We start from the raw sequence: 16362 nt of genomic DNA on the forward strand, positions 1-16362 counted from the left end.
ATTATGTGGATTCTGCTGGCAGGCGCGCTGGGCGCGCTGCAACCCGCCCGGCGGCTGGCGCTACTGCTGTTAGCGCTCGCTGCGCTGCTGGGGTTTTATCACGACGTCCTGACATGGCCAGTACTGCCGCTGCTGGCCGGGATCGCGGCACTGGTCGCGCTGCGCCGCTTTGACCCAATCCGTTCCCGGCAGCACATTCTGAGTGAAGCGCTGCTGGTGCTGATTTCGCTGGGATTGTTCCTCCATCTTTTTCCCGGCTTTCACAATCCCCTCGTCGTCGATGAGGTAAAGGTGGGCGCACAGAGCCTGCCGTTCAGTTTCTCCTTCAACTTCGATAAAGCGCTGATCCCCTTTGTACTGCTGGCCTGCCTGCCGACGCTGTTCCGTGCCCGGGCCTGTCCACCACGTTATCCGTGGATCGCTGCGCTGGCATTAATCGCCGCCGTGCCGCTGCTGCTGGGTAGCGCCGTGCTGCTGGGTGGTCTGGCCGTTGAGCCTCATTTTCCGCCCTGGCTGCCCGCGTTTATGCTGGCGAATCTGTTCTTTGTCTCGCTGGCCGAAGAGGCGCTGTTCCGGGGCTATCTGCAACAGCGGCTGAGCGAGAAGCTGGGTGGGTTGCCCGCGCTGCTGATTAGCACGCTGCTGTTCGGGCTGGCGCATGCAACCGGCGGCGTACTGCTGGTAGTTTTCGCGACGCTGGCCGGGCTGCTTTATGGTCTGGCGTGGCACTGGAGCGGCCGCTTATGGCTGGCAGCCGCCCTGCACTTCGCGCTTAACCTCACCCATCTGCTGCTGTTTACTTATCCGGCGCTGCATCACTAAACCGTAAACACCGCCAGGTCCGAGGCCAGCTCGGTGCGGGGGAAAATGGTCTGGCACTCCGCCAGCAGGCGGCTCATGTCCTTTGCCAGATAGCGGGAGCTGAAATGGGTGGCGATCATCCGCTTTGCCCCGGCGCGCTTTGCCACCTCCGCCGCCTGCAGGGTTGTGGAGTGCCCGCGCCCGTTGGCTTTCTCCACCATCGCCGCCTCCAGCGTGGTTTCATGCACCATCAGGTCAACCTCCGCCGCCAGCTGCAGCGCAACCTCCGTGGGAGCCGTATCGCCAAAGATGGCCAGCTTTTTACCGGGTGTCGCCGGGCCAAGGTAGTCAGCGCCGTTAATTACCCGCCCATCTTCCAGCGTCACACATTCCCCCTGCTTCAGCTGCTGGAACCACGGGCCGCGGGGCACGCCTTCGGCTTTCAGCCGCTCGGCATCCAGCAGGCCGGGTTTGTCATGCTGTTCAATGCGATAGCCAAAACACTCCACCGGATGGCTCAGCGGCCAGGCACTGATACGAAACTCACCGTCATCCAGCGTCCAGCCCGCCTCAATCTCAACAATGTTCAGCGGATAATCGGTGTAGGAACCGCTGATCGACAGCGCCGTCTCAACAAAGGTCTTCAATCCTCTGGGGCCATAAACCGTCATGGGTGAGGTCAGTCCGGCCATCGACCGGCTGGTAAGTAAGCCCGGCAGGCCGAAGATATGATCGCCATGCAGATGGGTGATAAAAATCTTATCCAGCTTGCCCGGTTTCAGGCTGGAGCGCATAAACTGTAACTGCGTGCCCTCCCCGCAGTCGAACAGCCAGGTTTCACCACTCAGCGCGCGGGTAAAAGCAATGGAGGTCACGTTACGTTGCAGGCTGGGAGCACCGCCGCCGGTGCCAAGAAAAGTAAGGTGCATGGTATGCTTCCCTGTAAGCGAGTGAAAAACAGAACCCTATTACAATCATAGGCGCAAACTTTGCGTCATTTCGACCCGCAGCGTTACACTCAACCCCAATTTTTTATGCAACCGGATGGATACTTCAATGACCCGACATTTCGACTATCTCGCCATTGGCGGCGGCAGCGGCGGCATCGCCTCGATTAACCGTGCAGCTATGTATGGCCAGAAATGCGCCCTGATTGAAGCAAAAGAGCTGGGTGGCACCTGCGTGAACGTGGGTTGCGTGCCGAAGAAAATCATGTGGCACGCCGCGCAAATCGCCGAAGCTATCCATCTTTATGGCCCGGATTATGGCTTCGACACCACCGTAAACCGCTTTGACTGGGCCACGCTGGTCAAAAACCGCAGCGCCTATATCGATCGCATCCACAGCTCGTATGACAACGTGCTGGGTAAGAACAAAGTTGAAGTGATCAAAGGCTTTGCCCGCTTTGTCGATGCGCACAGCGTTGAAGTGAACGGCGAGATTATTACGGCTAACCACATTCTGATCGCCACTGGCGGTCGTCCGGTTCACCCTTCTATTCCGGGTGCGGAGTACGGCATTGATTCCGACGGCTTCTTCGAGCTGGACGCGCTGCCAAAACGCACCGCGGTTGTCGGCGCGGGCTATATCGCGGTTGAGCTGGCGGGCGTCGTGAACGCGCTGGGGTCAGAAACCCACCTGTTCGTGCGTAAACACGCGCCGCTGCGCAGCTTCGACCCGCTGCTCACCGAGACGCTGGTCGAAGTAATGAACACCGAAGGTCCGGCGCTGCACACCGAAGCCATTCCTAAGGCTGTAGTTAAAAACAGCGATGGCAGCCTGACGCTGCAGCTGGAAAATGGCAGCGACTACACCGTGGATTGCCTGGTCTGGGCGATTGGCCGTGAGCCTGAAACGGACAATCTCAATATTCAGGCCGCAGGCGTGGCGCTGAACGAGAAAGGCTATATCAGCGTCGATAAATTCCAGAACACCAATGTCTCAGGCGTTTACGCCGTGGGCGACAACACCGGTGCGGTTGAGCTGACGCCGGTTGCGGTTGCCGCCGGACGTCGTCTCTCTGAGCGTCTGTTTAACAACAAGCCGGACGAGCATCTGGATTACAGCAACGTGCCGACCGTAGTGTTCAGCCATCCGCCGATCGGCACCGTAGGACTGACCGAGCCGCAGGCGCGCGAACAGTATGGCGACGATCAGGTGAAGGTCTATAAATCGTCGTTTACCGCCATGTACACCGCGGTCACCCAGCATCGTCAGCCGTGCCGCATGAAGCTGGTGTGTGTGGGTGCCGATGAGAAGATCGTCGGCATTCACGGCATCGGATTCGGTATGGATGAGATGCTGCAGGGCTTCGCCGTGGCGTTGAAGATGGGCGCGACCAAGAAAGACTTCGATAACACCGTGGCGATCCACCCAACCGCAGCGGAAGAATTTGTGACAATGCGTTAATCCGCACCGGGCTTCAGAAACAGAACAGGCGACCTTAAGGTCGCCTGTTTTTTTATGCCGCATCCACTTCCGCTTTCTGACCGTGCAGCATAGCACCGCGTCAGTGCACTTCAGCTTACGCGATCCAGCCAGCGGACATACGCCTGATCCCACAACGCTGCGGGCGTACCCGCCTTGCCGAGGCCAAATCCGTGTCCGCCTTTGCTGATCTGAATCAGCTCAACCGGCACGCGGTTGCGGCGACAGGTGTCGCGCATCAGCTCGGTGTTAAACGGATTGGAGGTGTGATCGTCCTCGGCCTGCGCCAGAAACGTCGGCGGATATTGCCGGGTCACATAGTTCTGCACTGACCAGTTCGCCTCATCCTGCGGCGTGGCATTTTTACCTACCATCATCAGATGCGTATTGGTGTGCTGATAAGGCGCTTCCAGGGTAATGACCGGATAGATCAGGCCGACGCTGTCGACTTTCGGCACCACTTCATCCAGCGGATCGATGGCCGGATAAGATTCAAAGTCTGGCCGCGCCGCCGCCAGCCCCAGCAGATGTCCGCCTGCCGAGAAACCCAGCACATGCACCTTGCGTTCGAAAGATCGCACCAGCCGGATGGCGCGCTGCGCATCCTGCAGTGGCGCCAGCCGACCCGCCTGCCACTTCTCATGCGGCAACCGATAGCTGAGCACATAGGCAGTATAGCCACTGGCATTCAGCCAGCGCGCTACCGGCCAGGCTTCACGCGCCATGCCGATCCAGCGATACCCGCCGCCTGCGGCGATTAATACCGCTTCGCCATTCGGATTTTCTGGTTTAAACCGCTGAATCGCCGGGCTGACGATATTTGACCAGGAACCACTGCTGTTAATATGCAACTGGCCGGATGGGCCGCCGCCGCCGGGCGGATCGTCCGGCCAGAGGGGAATAATGTCATCGCGGGCAAATAATTTGCCGGTGGTCATGGAGAGCCCGAGCGCTCCCGTGCCGAGAATAAAGCGTCGACGCGTAATCATAATGCCTGTTGTGTGATGCCAGAGTAATGAGCAAGCCGTTGCGGCAGGCTACAGAAGAAGTAACAGATGCAAGTCTGGTGCCATGGGTGGCGATTATGTACGCAATAGCCCCAGGAAAGCCATAAAAAAACGCGCCGGGCAGGCGCGTTTTTATTTCATTCCGTATGGTTAATCTTCCTGCTGGAACTGCGCCATCACGGCCTGTTCACACTGCTGTTCGTTGACGCGCAGTTTGGCCCGCTCATCATCGCCAAGTTGCAGCCAGGCACTGGCCACTTCACGCGCGGACTCTTCATCAAATTCCGGCTGATTCATCGCCGATGATGACTGACTGCTCGCGACTGACGATTTCATCTGTTCAACATATTGATCCGCACTCGCGACCTTTTTCTCGCCGCTGACAATGTGGCACAACTGACTGGCGTAAACATTCTGCTCAGTATCAGCGTCGTCCGCTGCCAGCGCGCTGCCGGAGGCAAGGAGGCTTAGCAGCACTATCTGAGTGACTTTCATTTTTAACTCCTGTTCGTTCAGGTTAAACCTTGCGCTGAAGGGCTTCGAGGCGCTTCTGACGCCAGTTCAGCAGCGGCGTCACGGTGGTGCCGTGAACCACCACGCTGCAGACCACCAGCGTTAACGCTATATTCGTCATGATTTCCATCTGCGGGCCTTGCATGCCGTGCGTCCAGGCATAGGCGATGTAGTTCAGGCTGCCAATTCCCCGGATGCCCAGCCAGCCAATCAGCAAGCGCTGCCCGAGCGGCAGTCCGGCGCGCAGCGTCACCAGCCAGACGGCCATCGGTCGTACTACGGCAAACAGTACCAGCCCAATCAGCACGCCATAGATGTTCCAGTGCTGCGCCAGTGTTACGCCCAGTACGACCATCATGCCAGCCGCCAGTAAACGTTCAATAGTATCGCCAAAAGAGAGCGCGTCGCCTACTACAAACCCAATCGACTTCACCATATTATTGCCGCCCTGATGGGCCAGGCGTTTGTTAGGATTCACCAGCGCCTCAGAGGGCAATACGCGCTCATCGTCAGAGAGGTCTTCCGGCTGATGACGATGGAACACACCCAGTTCGGCACGGCGTAACCCCAGTCCGGCGGCGAAGGCGGCCAGGAAGCCGGAGGCACCCAGGTACTCCACCAGCGAATAACTGAGGGCTATCAGCGCCAGCGCCAGGAAATCATTGGGCGCAACGTCGCCATTCGCATTGCGCAGTCGGGTCGCCAGCATGCCGATTAACTGCCCCAGAACAAAGCCAATGATCAGACCGCCGCCAATCGCCCAGAGCACCTCGACCGCGCCCCAGTGCGCCAGCATCGCGCCACTCAGGCTCTCGCCATTAAACAGCAGCAGCGCCAGCATCAGCAGGGGTAATGCGGAGCCATCGTTCATGCCCGCTTCACTGGAGATCGCCACACGCAGCGAGTCATCATCCTGCGCATCGTTGACCGAGATTAAGCTCGCCAGCACCGGATCGGTCGGCGCGACAATCGCCCCAAACGCCAGCGCAATCGGCCAGTCTAATCCCACCAGGAAGTGTGCCAGCAGGGTCATCGCGGCAACGGTAAGCAGCATGGCGGGAAACGCCAGCTTCAGCCCGGTGTGCCAGCAGTTGTTCTGCAGCGGCTGACGCAGCTTGAGACCGGTGATAAACAGCGAGGCCGCCATGGTGATTTCGGTGATATGGGCCACGGCTTCGGAATGGGTGACGATATCGAGGTGGATAACATCAAATCCCCACGGGCCGCACAGCATGCCCGCGATCAGGAACAGACCAAATGAGGTGACTGGCCCCCGGTGAATCCAACCGGAAGCCAGCGACATCAGCAGCAGAAGGCCGCCCGTCGCTGCTGTCCAGGCTAAAAAGTTCATAACACTCCACAATATTTCGGGTTTATGAATAAGCCTGGCACATTTTTTGACGGGCGAGGCGTCAGTTTTTCAGGTGACGACTGGCGAAGCGGACCGCGAGAGCCGCGGCACCGGCTAAAGTGGCGAGCGCAACGACGCCATTCCAGCCCCAGTGAGCCAGCGCCAGACTGCCCAGCGCCGCACCGGTCGCCATACCGATAAACACCACAGTAAACAGCAATGCATTCAGGCGACTGCGTGCTTCCGGTGCCAGGCCATAGACCAGCGTCTGATGCGCCACCAGCGTGGCCTGCACTCCTAAATCAAAGCCGATGGTACAGACCACAATCAGCGCCAACTGTGCGGGCATGGGCAGCAGTGGCAGCAGAAACATCAGCGCAAAAGAGATCGTCACTAGCGCGGCACCGGCCTGCGTGACGCGTGCCGGGCCGATGCGGTCAGCAAAACTGCCCGCCAGCGGTGCTGCCATAGCGCCTGCTGCACCGGCTAAACCAAACGCCCCCGCCACCGCACTGTCGAGATGAAAGCGGTCGCTGAGCATTAACGCCAGCGTCGACCAGAAGGCGCTGAAGGCGACCGACAGCAGACCCTGAGCCAGCGCGGCGCGGCGCAGCGTCTGATGGTGACGCCACAGATGCACCAGTGACAGCAACAGGCGCGGATAGCTCACTGAGGTGCCCGGCGCGAAGCGTGGCAACACCCGCCACAGCGTCAGCGTAATCAGCAGTACCGCCAGTGCGGCGATCATGTACATGGTGCGCCAGCCGAAATATTCCGCCACCACCCCGCTGACTACCCGCGACAGGAGGATGCCGACCAGCAGTCCGGTCATCACCGTGCCGACCGTTTTACCCCGGCTGCGTTCCGGGGCCAGCGTCGCCGACGCGGGCACAATATCCTGCGCCACGGTGGCGGTCAGGCCGGTAATAAAACTGGCAACCAGTAGCGCGCTGAGTCCGCCGGAAAAGCCACACAGCAGCAGCGCAGCGACCAGCAGTAAGCCTTTGATAAAGATAATGGTGCGGCGGTCATGACGATCCCCCAGCGGGGCCAGCAGCAGAATACCCAGCGCATAGCCCGCCTGAGTCAGCATCGGCACCATGCCAACTGCGCCGATGCCTGCATTAAACTGCTTACTGATGATATCCAGCATCGGCTGGCTGTAGTAAATCGATGCAACGCTGAGCCCGGCTCCGGCCGCCAGGGTAAACACCAGCGGCGTAGAGAGCGATTCATTTTGCGTCTGAGTCTGTATGGCTGACATGCTGTAATCCTCATCATTTCGTGCAGCCATTAAAGCGCATTATGGTTATACGCGGTAGACTGATACCAGACAAAACCGTTATGCGTGGCGCGTATGAACAATCCCAACAGCAGCGATCGCATCGACCTGATGCAGACATTTATCCGTATCGTTGAGAGCGGCAGCCTGTCCGCAGCAGCAGCCCAGCTTGGCACGACACAGCCCACCGTCAGCCGCCGATTGCAGACCCTGGAGCAGCGGCTGGGCCTCAAGCTAATCCTGCGCACCACCCATGCGCTGAAACTCACCGATGATGGCGAACGCTGCTACGCCCAGGCACGGCAGTTGCTGGCGACCTGGCATGCGCTGGAAGATGAGCTGACCGGTGCCAGCGATGACCCGGTCGGTACGCTGCGGGTTCGTGCGCCGCACGCCTTTGGTCAGGATCAACTGATCGCGCCGCTGGTGGACTATCTGCACCGCTATCCCCGCCTCAATATCGAGTGGATGCTGAATGACCGCACGCCCGACTTCATGGCGGAGAACGTGGACTGCGCCATTCAGGTCGGTGCGCCCACCGATCCTTCGGTCGTGGCGATTCTGCTGGCCGAAGTACCGCGCATTGTGGTGGCGGCCCCGCACCTGCTGGCGCAGCATCCGCCTATTGAACGTGTGGCACAGCTTCGCGATCTGCCCTGGCTGGCGCTGACCAGCTTTTACCGTAATGAAGTGGCGTTGCAGAAGATTGACGACGGCCAGCCAGTGAACCTGGCGATTACGCCCCGGCTGAGCAGCGACAGCTTATATGCAGTGCGCAAAGCGGCGCTGGCCGGGATGGGCGCGGCGATTGTCTCCTCGTGGGCGGTGCAGGACGATTTAGCGGACGGCAGTCTGGTTCAGCTGATGCCCGCCTGGCAGGCCCCGCCGCTGCCGGTATGGCTGACCTATCCCTGGGCGAGTTACTACCCGGCCAGGCTGCGACACTTTTTTGCCATGATCAAAGAGGTGATGCCACAGCTGGCGGGCACGCGCCCGGCATCGCAGCCGGCAGGTCGTTCAGGGGAAGCAGAGCGGAAGGGATAAAGCAGGCGCCCGCGTCAGCGGGTCGCCAGGTGATAAATTACTTTTTATCGTAGCGCGACATTTTGTCCAGCCAGCCCATCACAAAGGCCGAGAGCACAAAGGTCAGGTGGATAATCACGTACCACATCAGCTTGTCGTTTTCGACGTTGCGCGCTTCCATAAACACCCGCAGCAGGTGAATCGAGGAGATGGCCACGATAGAAGCCGCGACTTTGTTTTTCAGCGAGCCGGAGTCCATCTTGCCCAGCCAGCTCAGCTTCTCTTTGTCTTCGTCGATATCAAGCTTGGAGATGAAGTTCTCATAACCCGACAGCATCACCATCACCAGCAGGCCGCCCACCAGCGTCATATCCACCAGCGACAGCAGCAGCAGGATCAGATCGTTTTCCGCAATGCTGAAAATGTTGGGCAGCAGGTGGAAAATTTCCTGGAAAAATTTAATGGTCAGCGCCAGCAATCCCAGCGAAAGTCCAATGTAAACCGGAGCCAGCAACCAGCGCGATGCATACATCAGGTTTTCGGTAAAACGTTCCATACAATCCCACGAATAATCAAACAGGTCCGGAAGTATAACCGATCCACTGTGAAGTTATTTCAGCCCTTCGTCAGAAATTTCAGGGACCGGCGGCAGCGGCAGTGAGAGACGAAATGCCGCGCCGCCTTCGGGTCGGTTCTCTGCCCAGATCTGGCCGCCGTGGCTCTCAATAATGGTTTTACAGATTGCCAGACCCAGCCCGACGCCCGGCACCGCCGACTCTTTATCACCGCGCCAGAACTTATCGAATATCCGGGTTAAATCGTCTTCGGCAACGCCCGGTCCGCTGTCCCACACCGCAATCTCCAGCCGTGTTGCAGCACGCCAGGCGCGGATGCCACGCGGAGTGCTGTTACCGGCATACTTCAGGCTGTTCTCAATCAGGTTGGTGAAGACGCGTTCCAGCAGCGTGCTGTCGCCTTTAATCAGCACGATGTCATCCGGCAGATCGAGCTGAACCTCATGCCCTTTCAGCGACGGTGCCATGCTGCTCAGCGCGCCGCCGATCACCTCTTCCAGCGCCAGCCACTCTTCCCGCAGGTTAAGGCCGCCCGACTGAATGCGTGCCATATCCAGCATGTTGCTCACCAGCCGGATGGTGCTCAGCGTCTGCTCACGGATCTGGCTGGCCTGCGGCACATATTTTGAGTTGTCGCTGGCCAGGTCGAGCATCAGCATTTCCGCCTGACCAAACAGCACGGTCAGCGGGGTGCGCAGGTCGTGGGACAGCGCCGAGAGCAGCGCATTGCGCAGCTGTTCACGCTCGGCCGAGAGCCGGGATGCCGCCTCGCTGTGCGACAGCGCCATTCGCTCCAGCGCATTGGCAATCAGTACCGTAAAGGTTTCCACCAGCCGCTGCTGTTCGGGGATCATCAGCTGACGCAGGTTCTGCGGCTCCACCACCAGCAGACCCCGACAGTGTGCACCGCTTTTCAGCGGCAGGATCTGATAGGGCACCGCCGGTAAGGTATCGGTGCCCGCGCCCGCAGGCTGGCCTTTGCTGTAACTCCATTTCGCGATGGCGCGATCCGGTTCGCTGGCCGGTAACGCCTCGCCCACCGGTTGCAGCTCACCCTGCTCATCCGGCAGCAACAGCAGGCAGCGCGCCTGCAAAGTGGCGTCGAGCACCCGCTGGCTGGTGGCGGCGATATCCTGCGGCGTCAGCGCGCTGCCCAGCGATTTTGCCATCTCGTAGAGCTGCCGCGCCCGCTGCTCGCGGTAGCGCGCCACCCGCGCCTGATAACGCACGCCTGCCGTAAGGTTGCCGACAATGACGCCCACCGCCAGCATTACGCCAAAGGTCACCAGATATTGCAGGTCGGAGACCGCCACCGTGCCGGTGGGGGCCACAAAAAAGAGGTCGAAGGCGACGATATTCATCACCGTGGCGATCACCGACGGCCAGCGGCCATAGCGCAGCGCCACGATCACCACCGCCAGCAGGTAGATCATCACACAGTTGGCAGGATCGAAATTGATCAGTACCGACTGTCCGGCTGCGGTGACGACGATGCAGAGCACCAGCGCCATCATCACGCCGCGCAGCTGAATGCGCCATTTTTCACTCGTCACGCGGCCATCCGGCAGCGGATGCGGCGCATCCTTCAGCGGCTCATCCAGTGCGACAACCAGCAGGTCGAGATCGGGGCCGAGCTGGCCCAGACGTTCGGCAAAACTGTCACGCCGCCAGCGTCGCAGCGGGCGACGACCGGTGACAATTTTGCCCAGGTTGTGCTCGCGGGCGTAGCCCAGCACCGCTTCCGCTTCATCCGGTTCCGACAGCGTGGCCGTTTCCGCACCCAGCTCCTGCGCCAGCTGTAAGGTGCGCAGAATCGCCCGTCGCCGCGCTTCGGGCAGCCGGTTAAGCCGGGGTGTTTCGACATAGACCGCGTGCCATTCACTGCCGAGCCGTGCCGCCAGCCGGGCAGCGGTACGCACCAGCTTTTCACTGCCACTGTCGTCACCAATGCAGAGCAGAATGGCGTCGCGGGTGTGCCAGACGCGATCCCGTCCCTGCTGATCGCGCCAGGCGCGCATCTGGTCGTCCACACGATCGGCAGTGCGACGCAGGGCCAGTTCACGCAGGGCGAACAGGTTACCTTTGCGGAAAAAGTTTTCGATGGCGCGTTCCGCGCGGTCGCCAATGTAGACTTTGCCCTCTTTCAGCCGCTGCCGCAGATCGTCGGGCGGCAGATCGACCAGCACCACTTCATCAGCGCTGTCGAAAAAGGGATCGGGCACGGTTTCGCGCACCTGAATGCCGGTGACGCCGCCGACCACATCGTTGAGGCTTTCAAGGTGCTGCACGTTGACGGTGGTCAGCACGTCGATGCCCGCTTCCAGCAGCTCTTCGATATCCTGCCAGCGCTTGGGATGGCGCGAGCCCTGTACGTTGGTGTGCGCCAGCTCATCCATCAGAATCACCGCCGGATGGCGGGCCAGCGCAGCATCAAGATCAAACTCCGCATGACGCGAGCGGCCGGTTGCGCGCCGCGGCAGCAGGGTTAAGCCTGTCAGCAGCTGCGCGGTTTCCGGCCGTTCGTGGGTTTCTACCACGCCAATCAGCACATCCAGACCCTGCGCACGCAGCCGCTGTGCCTCCTGCAGCATGGCGTAGGTTTTGCCCACGCCCGCACAGGCACCAAAGTAAATCTTCAGCTGCCCGCGATGACTTTCGCGGTTAGCCTGCAGCAGCGCGTCGGGATCGGGACGCTGGGGTTCGTCGTGGTTCATCGCTTCCTTAGAGCCTATGCCAGTAGGCGTAATTGTTGCAGACAGTCTGGACACGGACAGCGCGGAACAATCCGTAGTACACGTAGTACGTGAGGATTACTCGCTGCGCTCGCCCCTTCAGGGCCGCCCTGACAGGCGTTCAGGTTGCTAAAGCAGCCTGTGTGAGCACTGCCCAGGTTCAGACTGACAAATAAAATAGCCTGATGGGATAGGCTCTTAACACCATTACCGTTCGTTGAGGGCCATGTTCAGCTGCAGCACGTTGAGGGTCGGCGTGCCAAGGAAGGGCATCAGCGGACGATGCGTCATCTTTTCAATCAGCGCCTCGACCTGCGCGACCGGCACGTTGCGGCTGGCAGCGATACGCGGAGCCTGCCACAGGGCAGCCTGGGGCGAAATATCCGGGTCCAGCCCGCTGGCGGAAGCCGTCACCAGCTCAACCGGCACGGCTGCAGGTGCCTGCGGATTGGCGGCACGCAGTGCAGCGACGCGGTCGGCGACCGCTTTATCCAGCGCCGGGTTGCTGGCGGCCAGATTACTGCCTCCCGAGGCCAGCGGGTTATAGGCTTTATCACTGGTGGCTGAAGGACGGCCCCAGAAATAGTCGGGCTGGGTAAAGTTCTGCCCAATCAGCGCGGATCCGTGCGCCACGCCATCTTCTTCCAGCAGCGAGCCATTGGCCTGGGCCGGAAACAGCCACTGCGCCAGCCCGGTGGTGAGGAAAGGATAAACCACGCCGGTAACAAGCGTAAGCAGCAACAACAGTAAAATTGCCGGACGTAACTGACTCATTTTTTTCTCCTCAGGCCATGCCTGAAAGCACTAACAGCAGATCGATCGCTTTGATGCCGACAAACGGCACCAGCAGGCCACCCAGACCGTAAATCAGCAGGTTGCGGCGCAGCAGCGCAGCGGCACTCAGCGGGCGGTAGCTGACGCCTTTCAGGGCCAGCGGGATCAGGAAGATAATCACCAGGGCGTTAAAGATCACCGCTGACAGAATTGCGCTGGCGGGCGAGTGCAGCTGCATCACGTTCAGCATGTTGAGCTGCGGATAGGTCGCCGCAAACGCCGCCGGAATAATGGCGAAATATTTCGCCACGTCGTTGGCGATACTGAAAGTGGTCAGGGAACCGCGCGTCATCAGCATCTGTTTACCGATGTGCACCACTTCCAGCAGCTTGGTCGGGTTCGAGTCGAGATCGACCATGTTGCCCGCCTCTTTCGCCGCCTGCGTACCGGAGTTCATCGCCACCGCCACATCCGCCTGCGCCAGGGCAGGCGCATCGTTGGTGCCGTCGCCGGTCATCGCCACTAACCGTCCTTCTGCCTGATACTGGCGGATCAGCGCCAGCTTGGCTTCCGGGGTCGCCTCTGACAGGAAGTCATCCACGCCTGCTTCCGCCGCAATGGCCGCGGCGGTCAGCGGGTTATCGCCGGTGATCATCACCGTTTTGATGCCCATTTTGCGCAGTTCGGCAAAGCGCTCTTTGATGCCGCCTTTCACGATATCTTTCAGCGCCACCACGCCCAGCACGTTCGCGCCCTCGGACACCACCAGCGGCGTGCCGCCACTGCGGGCCACCTCTTCCACCTGCGCATTGACCTCGGCAGGGAAACGGCCATGGTTCGCTTCGATATGACGGCGGACCGCATCGACCGCGCCCTTGCGGATCAGCCGCTCCTGCACGTTTACGCCACTCATGCGGGTCTGGGCTGAGAACGGAATAAAGCTGGCACCCATGCTGCTGAGATCGCGCTCACGCAGATTAAAGCGCTGCTTCGCCAGCACCACGATGCTGCGGCCCTCTGGCGTTTCATCAGCCAGCGAGGCGAGCTGCGCGGCGTCGGCCAGCTGCTCTTCGCTGACGCCCGGCGCGGGCAGGAACTGGGTCGCCTGACGGTTACCCAGCGTGATGGTGCCGGTTTTGTCCAGCATCAGCACATCCACATCGCCGGCGGCTTCCACCGCACGTCCACTGGTCGCAATGACGTTCGCACCCAGCATCCGGCTCATTCCCGCCACACCAATCGCCGACAGCAGGCCGCCGATAGTGGTCGGGATCAGACAGACCAGCAGCGCCACCAGCACGGTGATGCTGACCGGCGTGCCGCCCCATGCCGAGAACGGCCAGAGTGTGACGGTCGCCAGCAGGAACACGATGGTCAGTGACACCAGCAGGATGGTCAGGGCGATCTCATTCGGGGTTTTACGGCGCTTCGCCCCTTCCACCATGGCGATCATCCGGTCAAGGAAGGTTTCGCCCGGGTTGGCGCTACAGGTGATCACTAGCCAGTCAGAGAGAATACGCGTACCGCCCGTCACAGAGGCGAAGTCACCGCCTGACTCACGGATGACCGGTGCAGATTCACCGGTAATCGCGCTCTCATCCACTGAGGCACCGCCCTCCATCACTTCACCGTCGCAGGGAATGATGTCACCCGCTTCGACCAGCACCGCGTCGCCTTTACGCAGCGCATCGGCGCTGACCTGCTGCCACTCCGCGCCATAGCGCGCCGCTGACAGTTTTTTAGCAAAGCTGGTCTTTTTGACCCCTTTCAGGCTGCTGGCCTGGGCCTTGCTGCGCCCTTCTGCCAGCGCCTCCGCCAGGTTGGCGAACAGCACGGTGAACCAGAGCCAGAGTGCAATCGCGCCGGTAAAGCTGGCGCTGCCGCTGATCCTGCCGAATAACATTGCCAGCGCCAGCAGCGTGGTCAGCACGCTGCCGAGCCAGACCACAAACATCACCGGATTACGGAACTGTACCCGCGGATCGAGCTTTTTCACCGCATCCCAGGCCGAGGTACGCAGCAGGGCTGCGTCAAATAACGCCTGTTGTTGACGACTCATGAGGATTGTCCCTGAACAAGTTGCAGATGCTCAGCCACCGGGCCCAGCGCCAGAGCAGGAATAAAGGTCAGTGCACCCACCAGCAGCACCGTGCCGATGAGTAAGGCAATAAACAGCGGGCCGTGGGTGGGCAGCGTGCCGTTACCCACCGGCTGCACTTTTTTCACCGCCATCGCACCGGCAATCGCCATCACCGGAATGATGATGCCGAAGCGGCCCAGCAGCATGCAGACCGCCAGTAACAGGTTCCAGAACGGCGTGTTAGCACTCAGTCCGGCAAAGGCGCTGCCGTTGTTGTTAGCCGCCGAGGAAACGGCGTAGAGCACTTCGCTAAAGCCGTGAATGCCGGGGTTCGCCATTGCGCTGCGACCAGCGTCGGTCATCATCGCCAGCGCGGTGCCGATCAGCACCAGCGCCGGGGTGACCAGAATCGCCAGCGCGGTCATTTTCATCTCCCACACGTCGACTTTTTTACCCAGGAACTCCGGGGTACGGCCAATCATCAGCCCGGCGATAAATACCGCCAGCAGCACAAACAGCAGCATGCCGTAGAGACCGGCACCGACGCCGCCAAACACCACTTCACCCAGCTGCATCAGCCACATCGGCACCATGCCGCCCAGCGCGGTAAAGGAGTCGTGCATGGCATTCACCGCACCGCAGGAGGCCGCAGTGGTGATGACCGCGAACAGGCTGCTGTTAAGAATGCCAAAGCGCGTCTCTTTGCCTTCCATGTTGACGGCGCTGTCGGCACCCAGCTGGAGGAAATGCGGGTTGCCCTGCAGTTCGGCCCACATCACGACGGCGACCGCCGCGACAAACATCAGCGTCATCGCCCATAGCAGCATGTGGCCCTGACGACGGTCACGCACGCTTTCGCCAAACGCAAAGCAGAGCGCGGCCGGGATCAGGAAGATGCTCAGCATCTGCACCAGGTTGGTCAGCACCGTCGGGTTTTCAAACGGATGGGCGGAGTTGGCGTTAAAGAAGCCGCCACCATTGGTGCCCAGCATTTTAATCGCTTCCTGCGACGCCACTGGTCCCATCGACAGCGTCTGCTGTACGCCTTCCAGCGTGGTGAAGCTGTGGTAAGGCGCGAAGTTCTGAATGCTGCCCTGACTGACAAAGAACAGCGCCATCAGCAGGCTGATCGGCAGTAAGACGTAGAGCGTGATGCGTGTCAGGTCGCGCCAGGCGTTACCCAGGGATGCAGAGCTGCGATTAGCGAAACCCCGGATCAGCGCAAACGCCACGGCGATCCCGGTTGCGGCAGAGAGGAAGTTCTGCACCGTCAGGCCCACCATCTGGCTGAAATAGCTCAGGGTGCTTTCGCCGCTGTAGGACTGCCAGTTGGTGTTAGTGACGAAGCTCACAGCGGTGTTGAGCGCCAGATGCCAGCTCAGGCCAGGCAGCTGCTGCGGATTCAGCGGCAGCGAGCCCTGCAACAGCAGTATGGCCAGCAGCACCACGAACCCCAGCGCGTTAAACAGCAGTATCGCCAGCAGGTAGTGCGGCCAGCGCATCTCCGATTGCTGCGCGCCCAGCAGTCGCCACAGCGGCGCTTCAAAACGGGCAAACACCGGTTTATCAGCCACTAACGCGGCCAGACCCCGGCCAAGCGGCTGTGCCAGCACCATCAGCAGCACCAGATAAAATGCGATGAGTAAAAAAGCATTGGCCGCCATCAGAAGGCCTCCGCATTTAACAGGGCATAGATCAGATAGCCCAGTAACAACACCACCAGCACAATGCCGGTTATTACGCCCACGCTCACAGGAACCTCCAGAGGATTGGATTTATGGCTTAGCTTGCGCGGAG

The 16362-nt window shown here is 60.4% G+C and carries 14 protein-coding genes; 3 read left to right on the forward strand and 11 right to left on the reverse strand.

The genetic code is table 11. The annotated features are described in order from the left end of the window. The first annotated feature begins 3 nt into the window (after positions 1–3). A complete protein-coding gene (locus AC6I8E_RS17525) occupies positions 4–822 on the forward strand; it encodes a CPBP family intramembrane glutamic endopeptidase (protein WP_110331025.1) in 819 nt (272 codons plus the stop codon). Here AC6I8E_RS17525 and rnz read toward each other — a convergent pair. Continuing rightward, the gene (gene rnz, locus AC6I8E_RS17530; protein ID WP_013359392.1) at positions 819–1730 is read right to left on the reverse strand and encodes a ribonuclease Z; all 912 of its coding nucleotides are present in this window, start codon (positions 1728–1730) and stop codon (positions 819–821) included. The genes AC6I8E_RS17525 and rnz overlap by 4 nt on opposite strands. A gap of 127 nt (positions 1731–1857) precedes the next feature. Here rnz and gorA point away from each other — a divergent pair, with 127 nt between their 5' ends. Further along, on the forward strand, positions 1858–3210 hold the full coding sequence (gene gorA, locus AC6I8E_RS17535; RefSeq protein WP_418162640.1) for a glutathione-disulfide reductase: 1353 nt from the start codon (positions 1858–1860) through the stop codon (positions 3208–3210). 110 nt (positions 3211–3320) lie between these two features. On the opposite strand, the gene AC6I8E_RS17540 is transcribed toward gorA, so the two are convergent. The 4 genes from AC6I8E_RS17540 to AC6I8E_RS17555 all read right to left on the reverse strand — a co-directional run bounded on the left by AC6I8E_RS17540 (position 3321) and on the right by AC6I8E_RS17555 (position 7363). Next, entirely contained in the window at positions 3321–4217 is an 897-nt protein-coding gene (locus tag AC6I8E_RS17540) for an alpha/beta hydrolase (RefSeq protein WP_013359394.1), read from the reverse strand. 168 nt (positions 4218–4385) lie between these two features. Further along, positions 4386–4730: a hypothetical protein gene (locus tag AC6I8E_RS17545; protein WP_013359395.1), complete on the reverse strand. Its 345-nt coding sequence runs from the start codon at positions 4728–4730 to the stop codon at positions 4386–4388. 22 nt (positions 4731–4752) lie between these two features. Then, complete coding sequence (locus AC6I8E_RS17550; RefSeq protein ID WP_201252191.1) at positions 4753–6099, reverse strand: cation:proton antiporter; 1347 nt, start codon at positions 6097–6099, stop codon at positions 4753–4755. A gap of 61 nt (positions 6100–6160) precedes the next feature. Further along, positions 6161–7363: an MFS transporter gene (locus AC6I8E_RS17555; RefSeq protein WP_013359397.1), complete on the reverse strand. Its 1203-nt coding sequence runs from the start codon at positions 7361–7363 to the stop codon at positions 6161–6163. Positions 7364–7456: 93 nt separating this feature from the next. Here AC6I8E_RS17555 and AC6I8E_RS17560 point away from each other — a divergent pair, with 93 nt between their 5' ends. Continuing rightward, positions 7457–8425 carry a LysR family transcriptional regulator gene (locus AC6I8E_RS17560; RefSeq protein ID WP_497824260.1) on the forward strand — a complete coding sequence of 323 codons (969 nt, stop codon included), beginning with the start codon at positions 7457–7459 and terminating at the stop codon, positions 8423–8425. A gap of 37 nt (positions 8426–8462) precedes the next feature. Here the strand turns inward: AC6I8E_RS17560 and AC6I8E_RS17565 are convergent, their stop codons facing one another. From AC6I8E_RS17565 to kdpF, 6 genes are all read right to left on the reverse strand, one after another. Further along, positions 8463–8960: a TIGR00645 family protein gene (locus AC6I8E_RS17565; protein ID WP_003852093.1), complete on the reverse strand. Its 498-nt coding sequence runs from the start codon at positions 8958–8960 to the stop codon at positions 8463–8465. Between the two features lie 54 nt (positions 8961–9014). Then, positions 9015–11693, reverse strand: a complete 2679-nt coding sequence (gene kdpD / locus AC6I8E_RS17570; RefSeq protein ID WP_107319128.1) for a two-component system sensor histidine kinase KdpD — start codon at positions 11691–11693, stop codon at positions 9015–9017. Positions 11694–11918: 225 nt separating this feature from the next. Continuing rightward, a complete protein-coding gene (gene kdpC, locus AC6I8E_RS17575; RefSeq protein ID WP_278495452.1) occupies positions 11919–12485 on the reverse strand; it encodes a potassium-transporting ATPase subunit KdpC in 567 nt (188 codons plus the stop codon). Positions 12486–12495: 10 nt separating this feature from the next. Continuing rightward, positions 12496–14544 (reverse strand): potassium-transporting ATPase subunit KdpB, encoded by a 2049-nt coding sequence (gene kdpB / locus AC6I8E_RS17580; RefSeq protein ID WP_033784240.1) that lies wholly within the window; start codon positions 14542–14544, stop codon positions 12496–12498. Beyond that, on the reverse strand, positions 14541–16229 hold the full coding sequence (gene kdpA, locus AC6I8E_RS17585; RefSeq protein WP_013359402.1) for a potassium-transporting ATPase subunit KdpA: 1689 nt from the start codon (positions 16227–16229) through the stop codon (positions 14541–14543). The genes kdpB and kdpA overlap by 4 nt, the downstream gene beginning before the upstream one ends. Beyond that, entirely contained in the window at positions 16229–16318 is a 90-nt protein-coding gene (gene kdpF, locus AC6I8E_RS17590; RefSeq protein WP_010253443.1) for a K(+)-transporting ATPase subunit F, read from the reverse strand. The genes kdpA and kdpF overlap by 1 nt, the downstream gene beginning before the upstream one ends. Between the last annotated feature and the right edge of the window lie 44 nt (positions 16319–16362).

This window comes from Pantoea sp. X-Soil-YNGN-785 (assembly GCF_059730585.1).